This window comes from Ruegeria sp. HKCCD6119 (assembly GCF_013110585.1).
Taxonomy (GTDB): domain Bacteria; phylum Pseudomonadota; class Alphaproteobacteria; order Rhodobacterales; family Rhodobacteraceae; genus Ruegeria.
This window is the reverse complement of sequence record NZ_WVQV01000001.1, coordinates 567,650-583,024: the sequence shown is the minus strand read 5'-3', so window position 1 is coordinate 583,024 and position 15,375 is coordinate 567,650. Positions and strand designations below refer to the sequence as shown.

Sequence of the window (15,375 nt, the reverse complement as noted above, 5' to 3'; positions counted from 1 at the left end):
GATAGCAACCCCGCCCTTCAGGTGCAAGAGATCAGCAGCAACCGCCGGATGATGCGGTTTCGCCTGTTGCCTCGAACGGGCTTTCGCCGCCGCAGCCTTCGAAAATGCCGAAATGGGTGGAAAAATCGCCGATAAAGTCGAAATGGCGGGCAAACCGCGTGTCCCGCAGCATCATCCAGGTATTGCCGCAGACCGGAAAGACCTTGCCGGCTTCGATGACATGGTGATCGTCCAGAACAAACGCATGCGGCGCGTTGGGAACGGTGCCTTTGTAGACCACCGCCTGGCCGTAATCCTCGCAGGCCGGTTCCAGCTCCGGCAGCTTGAACAGACGGTAGGTCGCCGACAGGAATCTGAGCGGGGCAACACGATCCTCCAGCGCAGGATTCTCGATGGTCAGCGGGCGGTGCGTCACCCGGCGCGGATCACCGAAACCTGCCTTGCGCGCCATCGACAGAAAGTCATTCCAGTACAATGCACCCGACAGACATTCGCCATACAGAACCTCATCCGCGGCCATCGCGTGCGGGACACGGCGGTCGGCATAGACGTCCGAGAAATACATCTCGCCGCCTTCTTTCAGCAACCGATGCGCGCCGCGCAGCACGGCATCCTTGTCGGTCGCCAGGTTGATGACGCAGTTCGAGACGATGATGTCGAACGATCCGGGTTCCAGATCCAGTTCCTCCAGCGTCTCGATATAGCCGTGATGGAATTCCACATTGCTTTTGGCGTGCCCAAAGGCTTGGACGTGATAGTCCTGATGCGCGCGGGCAACGTCCAGTTGTTCGGGCGTCATGTCCACACCGACGACCCGGCCCTTTTCACCAACCATGGCAGACAGCGCATAGACGTCGCGCCCCGCCCCACAGCCAAGATCGAGGATCGACATGCCCTCGAGATCCAGAGGCGCGATCAGACCGCACCCGTAATATCGGGTCAGCACATCGTCATGAATCCTGGACACTATCCGCTTGAGATGATCCGGCATGTCGTCCGGCGTGCAACAGGCGTTGGTCTGCAAGTCCGCACTGCTTTGCAGAACTTCACCATAATAATTCCGTACCGAATCGTGTTTCATCGCTGCTTCCCCGTCATGCTAGCCTGTACGCAGCTAGTGCAGTGGCCTTGCATTCGCAATCCGGCCACGGTCGTTCTGACGAAAGCGTGAGTGTTCCTGCACCCAACTACTCCAGCAACTCAAAGTCCACACCGGCACGGACAACGCCGTTCACCTGAACCTCAAGCCGATGCGCGCCGGGGATCAGCCTGAAGGTAGAGGCATCACCCTTCAGCCTGTGACGCTTGGCCAACGTGAGCCTGCCGTTGTTCAAAGCCGCCTGTTTCAACTTGTACACCTTGGGTGATGTTTTTCCCGCAGGGCGATGAAAATAAATAATATAATCCACCAGAACCGGTTGTTTCCCTGCCCCGGTCAGATCAACGGAAAACTCCAGCGCTTCGCCGATACGGGCCTCGGAACTCAGATCAATTGTCACGGCGATATCCGCATCAGGGTCATATCCCAGCATCTTCATCGCCTCAGGGTGCCCGGCCTTGACCAATCCGCGCAGCGTATGAGAGGTCATCCACTCCAGCTCTGCCGCAGTCTGTCGCGCCTCGGTGCGCCACTTGTCCAGACGCCCCAGCACCAGGCTCGGGTCTTTCTTGGTGATATCATTCAAATGGTTGGCCACCGACCGCGTCACATACCGGGTCGGATCGCCGTGCAACCTGTCCAACAGCGGCAACGGGTCCGTCAGACCCAGACCGATGCCCTGCCCCCATGGCAGACGGGGCCGCGTTCCCTCGCTGACCAATCGGCGCACGTGATAGCTGCCGTGGGTACACCAGTCCTGCATCCGCCCAAGCACCCTGTCTGGGGCATGGTTCAGGAAAGGCCGAATGGCCCATTCCATCGAAAACCGCTGCGTCAGCTCCTCCAACACATCCAGAGACAGATCGACGTGATCCAGCCCGATGGCCGCGACCCAGTCTCCCAGCGGCGCGAAAATGAAATCGCCAAAATCATCATCCGATCTGGCAGGGTCCAGCGGAGGCGGCAAAGACCGTAAAATCACCGGGGCGACTGTCGGCAAGTCGCCCGGCACGGCCTGTTGCAGGCATGTCGCGATCCAGCTCATACGCTGTTTCAGTTCCAGTTCAGGCAGGCGCGACATGACCTGTGCCTGAAACGCAGAGGCGTCGAAGCCCGGTTCAGCATCCAAGAACAAGTCGCTGAGAAAGCGGACTTTCTCAGCGTTGAACAACTGATCTTTCAACGAAAACCCCTGCGCCATGATCACATCGTCAGGTTGGTCGCACCGCCGTCCAGCAGGATATTCTGGCCAACGATGAAGCCCGCATGTTGCGAACACAGAAACGCGCAGGTCGCACCAAACTCCTGCCGCGAACCATAGCGCCTGACCGGGATCGTCGCCGCTCGGTTGGAACGCGCTTCGTCAATTGAAATACCCTGTTGCGCCGCCACACCGCTGTCCAGAGAATCCGCTCGGTCCGTGGCATGGATGCCCGGAAGCAGGTTGTTGATGATCACCCCGTGTGGCGCCACCTGACGCGAGGTTCCGGCCACATAGCCCGTCAGACCTGTACGCGCCGCGTTTGACAGGCCCAGAACCGCAATTGGCGCACGCACGGATTGCGAGGTGATATTCACCACCCGGCCCCACCCCTTTTCCATCATTCCGGGAAGCAGGGCCTTCATAAATGCAATCGGCGTCAACATGTTGGCATCCAGCGCCTTGATGAAATCATCACGCTCCCAGTCCGACCACGATCCGGGCGGCGGTCCGCCGGCATTTGTCACAAGTATATCAACGCCCTGCGCGGCCTCGATCACCTGCGCCTGACCGTCGGGCGTGGTCACGTCGCAGGCCACGGTCTGCACCTCAACGCCGTGCTCTGACCGCAGGCGTGCGGCTTCAGCCTCCAACACCTCGGGGCCGCGTGCATTCATCACCAGATTCACGCCAGCCGCGGCAAGCGCCTCGGCGCAGCCAAGACCCAATCCTTTGCTGCTGGCACAGACCAGCGCGCGTTTTCCTTGAATTCCCAGATCCATCGGATCCTCCCTGTCAGTCATCGCCGCATGTCTAGCACCGGCCAGACAGGGAAGACCAGAAACGGATCATCGATCAATAGAAGAACTCTTCCCGGATGATCTTGCCGTCGGCGACGTGATAAACACCCACTTCGCGCATATCGAACGCTTCGCCGGTTTCCTTCACGGTACCCTGCACTTCGAAAATCACGGCAAAACGGTCGTCGCCATGAGGAAGCGGATCGCTGACAGACGCACCAGACACTTCATGCGCGCTTTCCCACCACTCATGCTTGCCACGGATGGCGTCGATTCCTTTGGTTTCCCGACCCATTCCCTGAAAATCCTGCCCTTCGACCGACACCGCATCCGGCGTATACAGCTTGGACAGGTTTTCTTTGGCCCGGTCTTCCCGGCAACCAGCCACGAGTTCATCGGCAATCTCTTTCAAATTCATTGATCCACTCCATCATTTGTTCACTATATGTTCTTTTTGCCACAGACCCATGATTCGTACCAGACCCTTTGTCTTGCTTCGGCAGGATTCCCCGCATATACGCGCGCTCATGCTTGATACCTCGAACCAACCCACCCTGCCGCCCGAGATCGCCCGGCGCCGGACATTCGCCATCATCTCGCACCCGGATGCGGGAAAGACTACGCTGACGGAAAAGTTCCTGCTGTACGGGGGCGCGATCCAGATGGCCGGTCAGGTGCGTGCCAAGGGCGAGGCGCGGCGGACCCGGTCGGACTTCATGCAGATGGAAAAGGATCGCGGCATCTCGGTCTCGGCCTCAGCGATGTCGTTCGACTATGGGAACTTCCGGTTCAACCTGGTGGATACACCCGGCCACAGCGATTTCTCGGAAGACACCTATCGCACGCTGACAGCCGTGGACGCGGCCGTCATGGTGATCGACGGCGCGAAAGGTGTGGAAAGCCAGACGCAGAAACTGTTCGAGGTCTGCCGCCTGCGCGATCTGCCGATTCTGACCTTCTGTAACAAGATGGACCGCGAAAGCCGCGACACGTTCGAGATCATCGACGAAATTCAGGAAATGTTGGCCATCGACGTCACGCCCGCCGCCTGGCCCATCGGCGTGGGGCGCGACTTCATCGGCTGCTATGACATGCTGCGCGACCGGCTGGAACTGATGGACCGCGCCGACCGCAACAAGGTGGCCGAAAGCATCGAGATCAACGGGCTGGACGACCCCAAACTGGCCGAACACGTCCCCGAGCATCTGCTGGACAAACTGCTGGAAGAGGTCGAGATGGCGCGCGAACTGCTGCCCGCGCTTGACCCGCAGGCCGTTCTGGAAGGCCACATGACCCCGATCTGGTTCGGCTCAGCCATCAACTCGTTCGGCGTCAAGGAACTGATGGAAGGCATCGGCGCCTATGGCCCGCAGCCACAGGTTCAATCCGCTGAACCCCGCCAGATTTCCCCAGATGAAAAGAAAGTTGCAGGCTTTGTCTTCAAGGTTCAGGCCAACATGGACCCCAAGCACCGCGACCGGGTGGCCTTTGTCCGCATGGCCAGCGGCCACTTCAAGCGCGGCATGAAGCTGACCCATGTGCGCAGTAAGAAACCGATGGCGATCTCGAACCCCGTATTGTTCCTGGCCTCTGACCGCGAGTTGGCGGAAGAGGCCTGGGCCGGTGACATCATCGGCATTCCCAACCACGGGCAGCTGCGCATCGGTGACACGCTGACCGAAGGCGAAGCGCTGCGGGTGACCGGCATTCCGTCGTTCGCGCCGGAGCTTCTGCAAGGCGTCCGCGCGGGCGACCCGATGAAAGCCAAGCATCTGGAAAAAGCCCTGATGCAATTCGCCGAGGAAGGTGCGGCCAAGGTGTTCAAGCCTTCGATCGGCTCGGGCTTTATAGTGGGGGTCGTGGGCGCGTTGCAGTTCGAAGTGCTCGCCAGCCGGATCGAGATGGAATATGGCCTGCCGGTACGGTTCGAAGCATCGCAGTTCACCTCGGCCCGCTGGGTAAGTGGTGACAAGGCCGAGGTCGAAAAGTTCGTCAACGCCAACAAGCAGCACATCGCGCATGATCATGACGGCGACATCGTCTATCTGACCCGCCTGCAATGGGATATCGATCGGGTGGTCCGTGACTATCCCGCGCTGAACCTGACCGGGACAAAAGAGATGATGACCTGAGGCAACTGTCTGATTGCACAGGCAGGTTTGGCTGTGCAATCCTGCGCGCATGAGTGACGACAAACTGACCTATTCCGGTGGCCTGCCCGACATGCTGGACAGCTATGAGAACCGGCGCAGCCCGTTTCAGTTCGGCACCCTGACCCTGCCCGAGCTTGACGTCAATCTGGAAGAACTGGCCAAGCTCACCGTGCCCAACACCGCCACCGAATTGCCGCCCGGGCGCAGCACCAACTGGGATCGAAAACGCGTTCAGATCGCGCGGGAATTCGTCGGAAAGTCAGAGCTTGCCTTCCTGAACGCCCAGCTGATCTCGAACCTCAGAAAACGCTCCTTTCCGCGTCAGGCCCCTGCGCTTTTCTGCCGGCTGTGGGACGAACAATCCGACCATCTTCTTTCCGCCCTCGACCTGCGTTGGCTGGTGTCGTCTGTTCAGACTTTTGCGGATCACGGTCAAACGCCGACACAGCGCGAGGTCGGACATGCCTTGCGCGTGTTCTTCAGCATGATGAAGCTGTATGAGTTCGAGCGGCTCTTCTCGGGGCTGGCCCCGGAAACGCCGTTTCAGTTCAAGGACAGGAACCACGTCCCGCTGCCCTATCAGATGAAAGGCTTTTCCTTTGAAAAAGGCGGGCTTGACGTCAATCTCATCGCTCCGATCTGGACCAGGGCGATGAATGATCCCACGATTGCGCCGCTGGTGGATCACCTGATGATCCAATTGAACAAGGACCCAGGTGGAATTTTTCGACGCCTGAAACGCATGCGCGACGCCCGCGCACCGCACAAATGACCACCTGGGGCATTGTGTCCATGGTCCGGGGGCCAACCGAAGACGTCCTTCGGTTCGTAGCCCATCACCTCGAACTGGGGGCGGATTTCATGTATATCTACATGGACGAACCCAACCGCCGCACGTTCAGGGCTCTGAGAATGCATCCCAAGGTCCGGGTCCGTAACTGTGATGACGCCTTTTGGGAGAAACGCGGGCGCGCACGACCGGAAAAGCATCAGGTGCGCCAGTCGGTTCACGCCACTTTTGCCTATCGAAACACCCGGCTGGATTGGTTGACACATATCGATGTGGATGAGTTTCTTTGGCCGGCGGCCCCCATTTCTGATGTTCTGCGCGATGTTCCAGACACGGTTCCCGCGGTGCGTGTCCGCCCGTTGGAGGCCTTGGCCGGGGGCGATGACCTGTACAAAGCTCATATCCCGCGTGGCCCGAACCGCGAAGCGCTGGTCGAGACCATTTACCCGAATTACGGCGCCTTCGTCATGGGCGGTTTCCTGAGTCACGTTCAGGGAAAGCTGTTCGTGCGCACCGGCTTGAAAAACCTAAGCATCCGCATCCACAACCTGTTTCAGAACAAGGTGCTGCTGCCCTGCAAATTCGAGCTTGCCCAGATCGATCTGTGCCATCGTCATGCGCCGGACTGGAACCACTGGATAGCACATTACCAGTTCCGCATGGATCGTGGCTCGTATCAGGCCGGCATGGCTCCGAATGTTCCGCGCGAACAGGGCGGGCTGAACAAGAATGAACTGCTCAACTGGATCGAGGCCGAACAGGGCATGGACGGGCTGCGCGCGTTCTACAATGAAATGAGCGGCGCGGACGCAGAGGTGCGCGCCAACCTGGAACGCCACGGCCTGCTGCGCCACCGCCCTTTGAACCTGGACGAAAAACTACAGAAACACTTTCCCGGAAGTTGCTGAATTGTTGCTGAAATTCACCGCAGACAACAGGCAGGGACAGGTGAAATTCTCTTCATTTGACCCCGATCAACGATTTTGTTATGTCCGCGTACAAGCCGAAATGTCGCATTACGCGCATGGCCATCCGGGCCCGGCACATCTTTGACGCGCGGGCCTGGTCAAGTGTCCGCAAAAACCGGACATACATGACAAAATTCAACGAACTGAACCTGAACCCGAAGGTCCTCAAAGCCATTGAAGAGGCCGGATACGAATCCCCCACTCCGATCCAGGAAGGCGCGATTCCGCCCGCTCTGGAAGGCCGTGATGTCTTGGGGATTGCCCAGACCGGCACTGGCAAGACCGCCAGCTTCACACTGCCGATGATCACCCTGCTGGCCCGTGGCCGCGCCCGCGCGCGCATGCCGCGCTCGCTGGTCCTGTGTCCGACGCGGGAACTGGCTGCTCAGGTGGCCGAGAATTTCGACACCTATACAAAGCACCTGAAACTGACCAAGGCGTTGTTGATCGGCGGTGTCAGCTTCAAAGAGCAAGAGGCGCTGATCGACCGCGGCGTCGACGTTCTGATCGCAACTCCGGGCCGCCTGCTGGACCATTTCGAACGTGGCAAGCTGCTGCTGACCGGTGTTCAGATCATGGTGGTGGACGAAGCCGACCGGATGCTGGATATGGGCTTTATTCCTGATATCGAACGCATCTTCTCGCTGACGCCGTTCACGCGGCAGACATTGTTCTTCTCGGCGACCATGGCTTCCGAGATCGAGCGCATCACGGATACTTTCCTGTCCGCCCCTGCCCGGGTTGAAGTCGCCCGGCAAGCGACCGCATCCGAGACGATCGAACAGGGCGTTGTCATGTTCAAAGGCGGCCGTCGGGACCGTGAAGCAAGCCAGAAACGCAACGTGCTGCGCGCCTTGATCGACGCAGAGGGCGAAAAGTGCACCAATGCAATCATCTTCTGCAACCGCAAGACAGATGTTGATATCTGCGCGAAATCGCTGAAGAAATACGGCTATGACGCTGCCGCGATCCATGGCGATCTGGACCAATCGCAGCGGATGAAGACGCTGGACGGGTTCCGCGACGGATCATTGCGTCTGCTGGTTGCGTCCGACGTCGCTGCGCGCGGTCTGGATGTTCCAGCCGTCAGCCACGTGTTCAATTTCGACGTCCCCGGCCACCCCGAAGATTACGTGCACCGTATCGGCCGCACCGGTCGCGCCGGGCGCGAAGGCAAGGCCATCACGATCTGCTCGGTCCGCGATGAAAAAGCCCTGGCCGCGATCGAAAAGCTGATCCAGAAGGACATCCCGCGCATCGACAATCCGGTCAAGGAAGAGCCCAAGCCTGAAAAGCCGAAGCCCGAGAAAAAAGCCCGGGACTCCGAAGCCAGGAAAGACACCCGGAAAGAGCGAGAGCCCAAAGGGCGTGGCCGTGGGCGCAAGGAAGACAATGGCCGGGCCGTGGTGGGTATGGGCGATCACCTGCCCAGCTTTATTGCCCTGAGCTTTGACGAGCGTCGTGCCGGCTAAATCGCCAGCACCATGGCCAGTATCGAGACACCCAACAGCAACATCCCGGCGATTTCTCGCCGGGTGATCGTCTCGCGGAAAAACAGGATCGAGGCCATCAGGCTGAAGATCAGCTCTACCTGCCCCAGCGCTTTGACATAGGCTGCGTTTTGCAGGGTGAAGGCCCAGAACCAACAAAACGAACCGCCCAGACTGGTCAGGCCGACAAACAAGCCGGTGGATCGGGTCTGCCACACCGCGCGCAGTTCGGCCCGGTCGCGCCACAACAGCCACAGGCCCATGCTGACGAACTGAAACGTCACGACGGCGGCCAGGGTGATCAATGCCCTGAACCAGGCGTCGACATCACCCAATTGCAACGAGGCCCCGCGATAGCTGACGGCGGAGAACGCAAACAAAACCCCTGATCCAAGCCCCAATTGGGACGCGCGGTTGGTCAGATGCCGCCACCAGGCGCCGCCTCCTCCGGGGGTTTTCGACAGCAAAAGCACCGCCATCAACCCCAACAAGATCGCAACCAGCGCGCCGCTGGAAACGCTGTCGCCCAAAACCAGAAATCCGACGATCGCGGTCTGAATGACTTCGGTTTTCTTGAAGGTGATCCCGACCGCAAAGTTTCGTTGTTTGAACAACGCCACAACACAGATCGTCGCCAGGATTTGCGCCGTGCCTCCGATGACAGCGTACAGCCAGAACACTCCGCCAATCGGAGGCAAGCTGGCGCCCGTTGTCAGCATCGCCACAAACAGCCCGGCAACGGCCAGCGGCATGGAATACGCAAATCGCGCAAAGGTCGCGCCGGAGGCGGACAGTTTCACGCTGCTCAAGGATTTTTGCAGCATGAACCGCACAGTCTGAAAACTGGCGGCGGCGATGGTGACAGGGATCCAGAGACTCATGTCACCTGTTGTGTCGTCAAATCAAGACTTTGGCCAGAGCGGATGCGGCACCGGGTCCTTGGCGCGTAGAAGGTACTGCCGGAAGATCTGTGCATAAGAGCGGTAAACATACACCTCATTGCAGGCCAGATACCTGTCTTTGCCATCCCGATACAACGACGGCAGCCGATACCATGGCGCGGCGGGATTCATATGATGTACAACATGCAGGTTGTTGTTCAGAAACAGAAACGCCAACGGCCCGCTGTCTTCGATAATAACGGTCCGCGCGCGGGACTTCTCGTGCGCGCGGTGTTCCAGAAACGTGCGGATCTTCAGCAACGCCAACCCGATATAGGCCGAAATCAGATAGGCCCAGATCGGCATGGCCGATTGTGCAACGATCCACAGCACCGCAACCGCGCCGGGGATGTGCAAAGTCCAGGCCAGCAGGATCGCCCTGTCGCCGCGCCGCAGCCCCCGCCATTCGTCGCGCAGAAACAGCACCTGCCCAATGGCCGGACCCAGAACCATCCGCCCCAGAAGCGTGTTGTTCAGGGCCAGCACAGCCTGCACGCCGCGCGGCAGGTCCGCCCAAACCTTGGGATCCAGATAGTTGGATTCGGGGTCGTCATACGGGTCGGTCAAAGTGGCATCCTGATGATGCGCCAAATGCAGATCGCGAAAACGGTTATACGGAATGGCCAAGGTCAGCGGCGGCGCCATCAGCGCCTCATTCAGCCATTTGGCTCGGAACGGGTGCCCATGCAGGGCTTCGTGTGTCAAAGACGAATGCAGGGCGGCAACAAAGCCCAAAACCAGCGCCGTCAACCACAGCGAAACATCCGCCAACCAGAACAGCCCGACCAGCCATGCGGCATAGCAGCCGACGATCAGGGCAAATGTACCCCATTCGGGCGACTTGGGTGTCGAGGGCTCAGCCATTGCGCCCCCACGAAACTCCGGCCCAAATTCTTTCATAGACAATGTAAAGCGTCAGGCCGATGGCGGTATTCACCAGCGCCAATGCCCCGCCGACGGCGGCCGAGCCTGTGGCGATCAGGCCCACCAGCGTCATGGTCGCCAGCCCCATGACATTCCACACGATTGCTTTCACGACAGATCTTCGCCGCGTTTCCATTTCGAACCCCATTCTTTTTTGCTTTTACAAAGGGGTTACCGTTCAGTGCGCGTGCTGAAAATTCTGTATATGATTAACAAAACTCATCACTTGTGATATTTTTCATCTTATGCAGGAAAATATCGACAAACGCGACCGCGCCGCTCAATTCCGCCTACGCCTTGCCCGCGCGATGGAGGACCGTCACGTCAGCCAAAGCGCGCTTGCGCGCCATATCGGCGTGGACCGATCAACCGTATCTCAGTTGTTGACCGATCATGGCGCGCGTCTTCCCAATGCGCATGTTGTGGGTGGCTGCGCCGCGGCACTGGGCGTTTCGGCCGACTGGTTGCTGGGCCTGTCCGACAGGCCGGAAAGCGCGGCAGAGATTCTGGCCAGTTCCCTGTCCATTACCGAAGCGCCCCGCGCCCTGGTCGATGAGCGGATTTTCGACTGGCACAAAGAAGCCGCCGGGTACAAGATCCGCTATGTTCCGGCCACCCTGCCCGACATGCTCAAGACGCGCGCGGTGCTGGAGTGGGAATATGCCCCCCATCTGGGGCGCACGGCGGATCAGGCCATCGGTGCGTCCGAAGACAGGTTGGCCTGGATGCGCAGTGCGCAGTCTGATTACGAAATTGCAATGCCATTGTTCGAGATTGAAAGCTTTGCAAGCGGCACGGGATATTACCATGGCCTTTGCCCGGAAATTCGTCAGGAGCAGATCGATCATCTGCTGGAGCTGTGTGAACAGCTTTATCCCCGAATGCGTGTCTATCTGTTCGATGCCAAACGGCTTTATTCAGCCCCTGTAACGATTTTCGGGCCGCTGCTGTGCGTTTTTTATGCAGGCAGTCACTATATGGCATTCCGAGACCGGGACCGGATCGAGACGTTTTCACGGCACTTCGACACACTTGTGCGCGAGGCCGATGTGGCCGCCCGCGATTTCCCGGACCACTTGCGACAACTCAGAACGGCTGTATCCGGCAAGAATTGATGCAGCGGCGCAAAACCTGTGCTATCGTCCCTTGGCGCGAACCAACGGGCATTCCGATCACAAACGGAGGACCACAGGAATGGACGCAATTCAAACCGCTCAATACGCGCGCGCGCTGTATGCCGCGCACGGAGACCGGGCCGAGGCGGAAGCCGCGCAGAAAATGCGTGAATGCGAAGCCGCCGGAAACCAGAAAGAGGCGCAGGATTGGCAGGCGGTCCGTCAGACCATCCGCCAGATCCGAGGACCAAATCAGGGCTGACCTACAGTTTTGGGTCGGGATTGACCGTGTGCCCATCCACCGCAATCACCTGCCCAGACACCAGCCGCGCTGCGTCCGAAGCCAGAAAGACGGCCATATTGGCGATATCCTGCGCTTCCACGAAGCGCCCCATAGAGGTGCCCGAGGCATAGCCCTGATAGACCTCATCGCGGGTCATGCCTTTGGCGGCTGCCTCTCGGGCCAAGACACCTTCCATGCGCGGGCCCTCCACGGCACCCGGGCATATGGCGTTTGCGCGAATGCCCAGCGGCCCAAGTTCCATCGCCAGCGTTTTCATCAACCCTATGACCGCCCATTTGGCCGAGGCATAAGGCGCTCGGAACGGATAGCCGTACTGACCGGCGGTCGAAGAGGTCAGAATGATGCTGCCCGCCCGCGCCGACTTCATCATAGGGGCTGCGTGCTTGGCGGCCAAAAAGGCCCCGTCCAGATTGACCGTGACGCAGGCGCGCCATGCATCCAGATCGATATCCTCGATCGCGCTGGTCGGCCCGGCGATTCCGGCATTTGCGCACAGAACATCCAGCCCGCCTGCGGCCCCGACAGCCTGAAACACCGCGCTCATGTCGGCCTCATTTGTCACATCAGCCCTGTGCGCCACCCAATGGTCGGGCAAGATATCCAGGGCTGACTGGTCAATATCCGTCACCCAGACATCATAACCGGCGGCGTCAAACGCCGCGGCCAAGGCTCGACCGACACCCGATGCCCCGGCTGTTACCAATACGCGCCGGGTCACGATGGCGTCCGAATGGCGGCACCCGCCCCTTCAGGGTAAGGCAAACCGGCCTGTGCCTCGGCAATCCGCGCCATCGCGGCTTCGATCCTGGGCGACGGCGGGCTGGGACGGCGGGTTTCAAGGCTGACGTGCAGCAGAAAGCTCTCGCCCGTGGCCAACAGCTTGTCGCCTTCATACATGCTGTGAAAGACATGCAGCTTCTTGCCCTGCCCCAACAGCATCTGCGTGCGCACGTCGATCTTCGCCCCTGCATGGACCTCGTCGATGTAACGGATGTGGTTCTCGGCAGTGAAATAGCTGCCACCCGACGCGATATACTCCATATCGCAACCGATGATCTCCATGAAACGGTCCGTGGCGGCCGCAAAGGCTTCCAGATACTTGGCTTCGTTCATGTGGCCGTTGTAATCCGTCCAGTCCAATGGAACGGCGCGGGACAGGGTCAGGATCGGCTGGCTCAGATCCGCCTGATCCAGCGACGGCAGGGCACCCGGTTTCAACAGCGCATCATGCTGGTTCAGCACCGCCCCCGCACCATAATTCTGCGCCTTGAGGGCCCGCATCATGCCAACAAGATTGTTGTCGCGAATGCGTTCCAGTTCCCGGATTGAATGCATTCCGGATTGCGCGTCTGACTGATCGGCGATCAGGTCGACCAGTTCATCGGTGAATTCCGGCACGTCCATCAGTTTGGTCCAGGGCCATTTCAAGGCTGGCCCGAACTGAGCCATGAAGTGCCGCATTCCCGCTTCACCTCCGGCCACGCGGTAGGTTTCGAACAATCCCATCTGTGCCCAGCGGATGCCAAAGCCCATTCGGATCGCCTCGTCGATTTCTTCGGTGGTGGCAATGCCATCCTTGACCAGCCACAGCGCCTCGCGCCAGACGGCTTCCAGAAAGCGGTCGGCGATATGCGCGTCGATCTCTTTCTTGACATGCAGCGGAAAGAAACCAACCGAGGTCAGCAATTCCCTGGCCCGTTCAATCATCTCCGGTGGGTTTTTGTCGGTCGGCACCAGCTCGATCAGCGGCAGCAGATAGACTGGGTTGAACGGGTGCGTCACGACGATCTGTTCGGGCCGCAAAGCACCGTCCTGAAGCTCGGATGGTTTGAACCCGCTGGTCGATGACCCGATGATCGCATCTGGATCACAGTCCTCTTGCAAGCCCTTGTAAACCTTCAGCTTCAAGTCCAGCCGCTCTGGCACGCTTTCCTGGATCCACGTCGCGCCCTGTACGGCGTCGGCCATGTCGCCATGAAAGCTCAGCGCGCCCTCGGCCGGTAATGGAACGTCACTCAGCCCCGGCAGGGATCGCCGCGCATTGTCCAGCACTTCGCCTATTTTGCGTTCTGCTTCAGGGTCCGGGTCGAACACCCGAACGTCCCAGCCATTGAGCAGGAACCGTGCGGCCCATCCGCCGCCGATGACACCGCCCCCGATAATTGCTGCCGTCTTTGTCATGCTGTCCTCTAATCGATACAGATTACCTGCGCGCGCCCCGCCTCATCCAGATGCGGAATGCATCCGAATTGCGGTGTCACCGCGCTGCATTGTTTGGTGTCCGACAGGCAGAACCCTGCGCAGTCAGAGGCTTTTTCACAGGAGCTTCCAGCGTCGGGCAAAGGTTCAAAGCAGATAAACTGCCGTATCCGCCCGCCCATCTCATAGCTTCCCCCTTTGGCTTCGCAGTTCTTGCGGGCCAAAGGGTCTTCCGCGGTCTGTGCCACCCCGACCCGGGGCAGACATACGGCCAGAACCGTCGCGCAGATTACAAGCACCGATCGCATTGCTCACTTCCTTTTGCTGGCACCCCTGCACTTACCGGTCATGGCAAGGGACGCAAACAGGTCAACCTTTGGGCGCCCGTTTGACCAGCCCCAGCTTCTCACGCACTTCCTGCGGCCCGATCACCCGCGCGCCCATGTTCTCGATGATGGTGCCTGCGCGTTCGACCAGTTGCCAGTTTTCGGCCAGCACACCCTTGTCCAGCCACAGGTTGTCCTCGAGCCCCACGCGCACATTGCCGCCCGCCAGCACCGAGGCCGCCACATAGGCCATCTGATGCCGCCCCAGCGAGAACGCGCTGAAGGTCCAGTCATCGGGCACGTTGTTTACCATCGCCATGAAGGTGTTCAGATCATCCGGCGCGCCCCACGGCACGCCCATGCACAGTTGAACCAGGGCGTTGGGTTCTAGAATTCCCTCTTTCACCAGTTGCTTGGCAAACCACAGATGGCCGGTGTCAAAGGCCTCGATCTCGGGTTTCACGCCCAAATCGGTCATCATCTGCCCCATAGCCCGCAACGCGCCGGGCGTGTTGGTCATGACGTAATCCGCCTCGGCAAAGTTCATCGTGCCGCAATCCAGCGTGCAGATTTCGGGCAGACATTCGGCCACATGCGCCACACGCTCGGTCGCGCCAACCAGATCTGTTCCTGCCTGGGCCAGTGGCAGCGGATTTTCGATGCCGCCGAACACCATGTCTCCGCCCATGCCAGCCGTAAGGTTCAGCACTGCGTCCACCTCGGCATCCCGAATCCGATCGGTCACCTCACGATACAGCGCCAGATCGCGCGACGGGGCGCCTGTTTCGGGGTCGCGCACATGGCAGTGCACCACGGCCGCACCTGCCTTCGCGGCGGCAATCGCACTGTCGGCAATTTGCTTCGGTGAACGTGGCACATGAGGGCTGCGATCCTGTGTCCCGCCCGAGCCGGTCACGGCGCAGGTGATGAAGACTTCGCGGTTCATTTCCAGAGGCATGGCGTTTTCCCCAAGTTATACCCGGTTTTGCCTTGGGTTTTCCCCAGGCTTCTCCCCGGATTCCGATTTGCGTTCTGCCCCGACTCTGGCGCAGCTTTGGGAAAACC

17 protein-coding genes are annotated in these 15,375 nt (G+C 59.7%); 6 read left to right on the top strand and 11 right to left on the bottom strand.

Translation table 11 applies throughout. From position 1 onward, the window contains the following. Nucleotides 1–31 precede the first annotated feature (31 nt). The 4 genes from GS611_RS02970 to GS611_RS02955 form a co-directional block, all read right to left on the bottom strand. Complete coding sequence (locus GS611_RS02970; RefSeq protein ID WP_171632029.1) at nt 32–1,081, bottom strand: methyltransferase domain-containing protein; 1,050 nt, start codon at nt 1,079–1,081, stop codon at nt 32–34. 106 nt (nt 1,082–1,187) lie between these two features. Beyond that, nucleotides 1,188–2,300, bottom strand: a complete 1,113-nt coding sequence (locus tag GS611_RS02965) for a hypothetical protein (RefSeq protein ID WP_171632026.1) — start codon at nt 2,298–2,300, stop codon at nt 1,188–1,190. A 2-nt stretch (nt 2,301–2,302) separates the two neighbouring features. Then, nucleotides 2,303–3,082: an SDR family oxidoreductase gene (locus GS611_RS02960; RefSeq protein ID WP_171633812.1), complete on the bottom strand. Its 780-nt coding sequence runs from the start codon at nt 3,080–3,082 to the stop codon at nt 2,303–2,305. A 73-nt stretch (nt 3,083–3,155) separates the two neighbouring features. Beyond that, entirely contained in the window at nt 3,156–3,518 is a 363-nt protein-coding gene (locus GS611_RS02955; protein ID WP_171632024.1) for a nuclear transport factor 2 family protein, read from the bottom strand. A 109-nt stretch (nt 3,519–3,627) separates the two neighbouring features. On the opposite strand from GS611_RS02955, the gene GS611_RS02950 reads away from it, so the two are divergent. The 4 genes from GS611_RS02950 (at nt 3,628) to GS611_RS02935 (ending at nt 8,483) form a co-directional block, all read left to right on the top strand. Continuing rightward, a complete protein-coding gene (locus GS611_RS02950) occupies nt 3,628–5,232 on the top strand; it encodes a peptide chain release factor 3 (RefSeq protein WP_171633809.1) in 1,605 nt (534 codons plus the stop codon). Between the two features lie 49 nt (nt 5,233–5,281). Continuing rightward, the gene (locus GS611_RS02945; protein ID WP_171632021.1) at nt 5,282–6,025 is read left to right on the top strand and encodes a hypothetical protein; all 744 of its coding nucleotides are present in this window, start codon (nt 5,282–5,284) and stop codon (nt 6,023–6,025) included. Then, nucleotides 6,022–6,951: a glycosyltransferase family 2 protein gene (locus GS611_RS02940; RefSeq protein WP_245223405.1), complete on the top strand. Its 930-nt coding sequence runs from the start codon at nt 6,022–6,024 to the stop codon at nt 6,949–6,951. Before GS611_RS02945 ends, GS611_RS02940 begins: the two co-directional genes overlap by 4 nt. Before the next feature lie 185 nt (nt 6,952–7,136). Next, nucleotides 7,137–8,483 carry a DEAD/DEAH box helicase gene (locus tag GS611_RS02935; RefSeq protein ID WP_171632019.1) on the top strand — a complete coding sequence of 449 codons (1,347 nt, stop codon included), beginning with the start codon at nt 7,137–7,139 and terminating at the stop codon, nt 8,481–8,483. Here the strand turns inward: GS611_RS02935 and GS611_RS02930 are convergent. The 3 genes from GS611_RS02930 to GS611_RS02920 are packed head-to-tail and all read right to left on the bottom strand — an operon-like array spanning nt 8,480 to nt 10,502. After that, complete coding sequence (locus GS611_RS02930) at nt 8,480–9,382, bottom strand: EamA family transporter (protein WP_171632016.1); 903 nt, start codon at nt 9,380–9,382, stop codon at nt 8,480–8,482. The genes GS611_RS02935 and GS611_RS02930 overlap by 4 nt on opposite strands. Before the next feature lie 21 nt (nt 9,383–9,403). After that, a complete protein-coding gene (locus GS611_RS02925) occupies nt 9,404–10,306 on the bottom strand; it encodes a fatty acid desaturase (protein ID WP_171632013.1) in 903 nt (300 codons plus the stop codon). Continuing rightward, the gene (locus GS611_RS02920; protein ID WP_171167827.1) at nt 10,299–10,502 is read right to left on the bottom strand and encodes a DUF2061 domain-containing protein; all 204 of its coding nucleotides are present in this window, start codon (nt 10,500–10,502) and stop codon (nt 10,299–10,301) included. The genes GS611_RS02925 and GS611_RS02920 overlap by 8 nt, the downstream gene beginning before the upstream one ends. Nucleotides 10,503–10,611: 109 nt before the next feature. Here GS611_RS02920 and GS611_RS02915 point away from each other — a divergent pair, with 109 nt between their 5' ends. Together GS611_RS02915 and GS611_RS02910 are read left to right on the top strand one after the other, a co-directional pair. Next, nucleotides 10,612–11,481: a helix-turn-helix domain-containing protein gene (locus GS611_RS02915; protein ID WP_171632011.1), complete on the top strand. Its 870-nt coding sequence runs from the start codon at nt 10,612–10,614 to the stop codon at nt 11,479–11,481. A 79-nt stretch (nt 11,482–11,560) separates the two neighbouring features. Continuing rightward, on the top strand, nt 11,561–11,743 hold the full coding sequence (locus GS611_RS02910) for a hypothetical protein (RefSeq protein WP_117868740.1): 183 nt from the start codon (nt 11,561–11,563) through the stop codon (nt 11,741–11,743). A gap of 1 nt (nt 11,744) precedes the next feature. On the opposite strand, the gene GS611_RS02905 is transcribed toward GS611_RS02910, so the two are convergent. The 4 genes from GS611_RS02905 to GS611_RS02890 form a co-directional block, all read right to left on the bottom strand. Continuing rightward, nucleotides 11,745–12,503: an SDR family oxidoreductase gene (locus GS611_RS02905; RefSeq protein ID WP_171632007.1), complete on the bottom strand. Its 759-nt coding sequence runs from the start codon at nt 12,501–12,503 to the stop codon at nt 11,745–11,747. Continuing rightward, nucleotides 12,500–13,966, bottom strand: coding sequence for a carnitine 3-dehydrogenase (locus GS611_RS02900; RefSeq protein ID WP_171632005.1), 1,467 nt, complete (start codon nt 13,964–13,966; stop codon nt 12,500–12,502). The genes GS611_RS02905 and GS611_RS02900 overlap by 4 nt, the downstream gene beginning before the upstream one ends. A gap of 8 nt (nt 13,967–13,974) precedes the next feature. Next, nucleotides 13,975–14,292, bottom strand: a complete 318-nt coding sequence (locus GS611_RS02895; protein WP_171632002.1) for a hypothetical protein — start codon at nt 14,290–14,292, stop codon at nt 13,975–13,977. Between the two features lie 61 nt (nt 14,293–14,353). Then, the gene (locus tag GS611_RS02890) at nt 14,354–15,268 is read right to left on the bottom strand and encodes a 3-keto-5-aminohexanoate cleavage protein (protein ID WP_171631999.1); all 915 of its coding nucleotides are present in this window, start codon (nt 15,266–15,268) and stop codon (nt 14,354–14,356) included. Nucleotides 15,269–15,375: the final 107 nt, after the last annotated feature.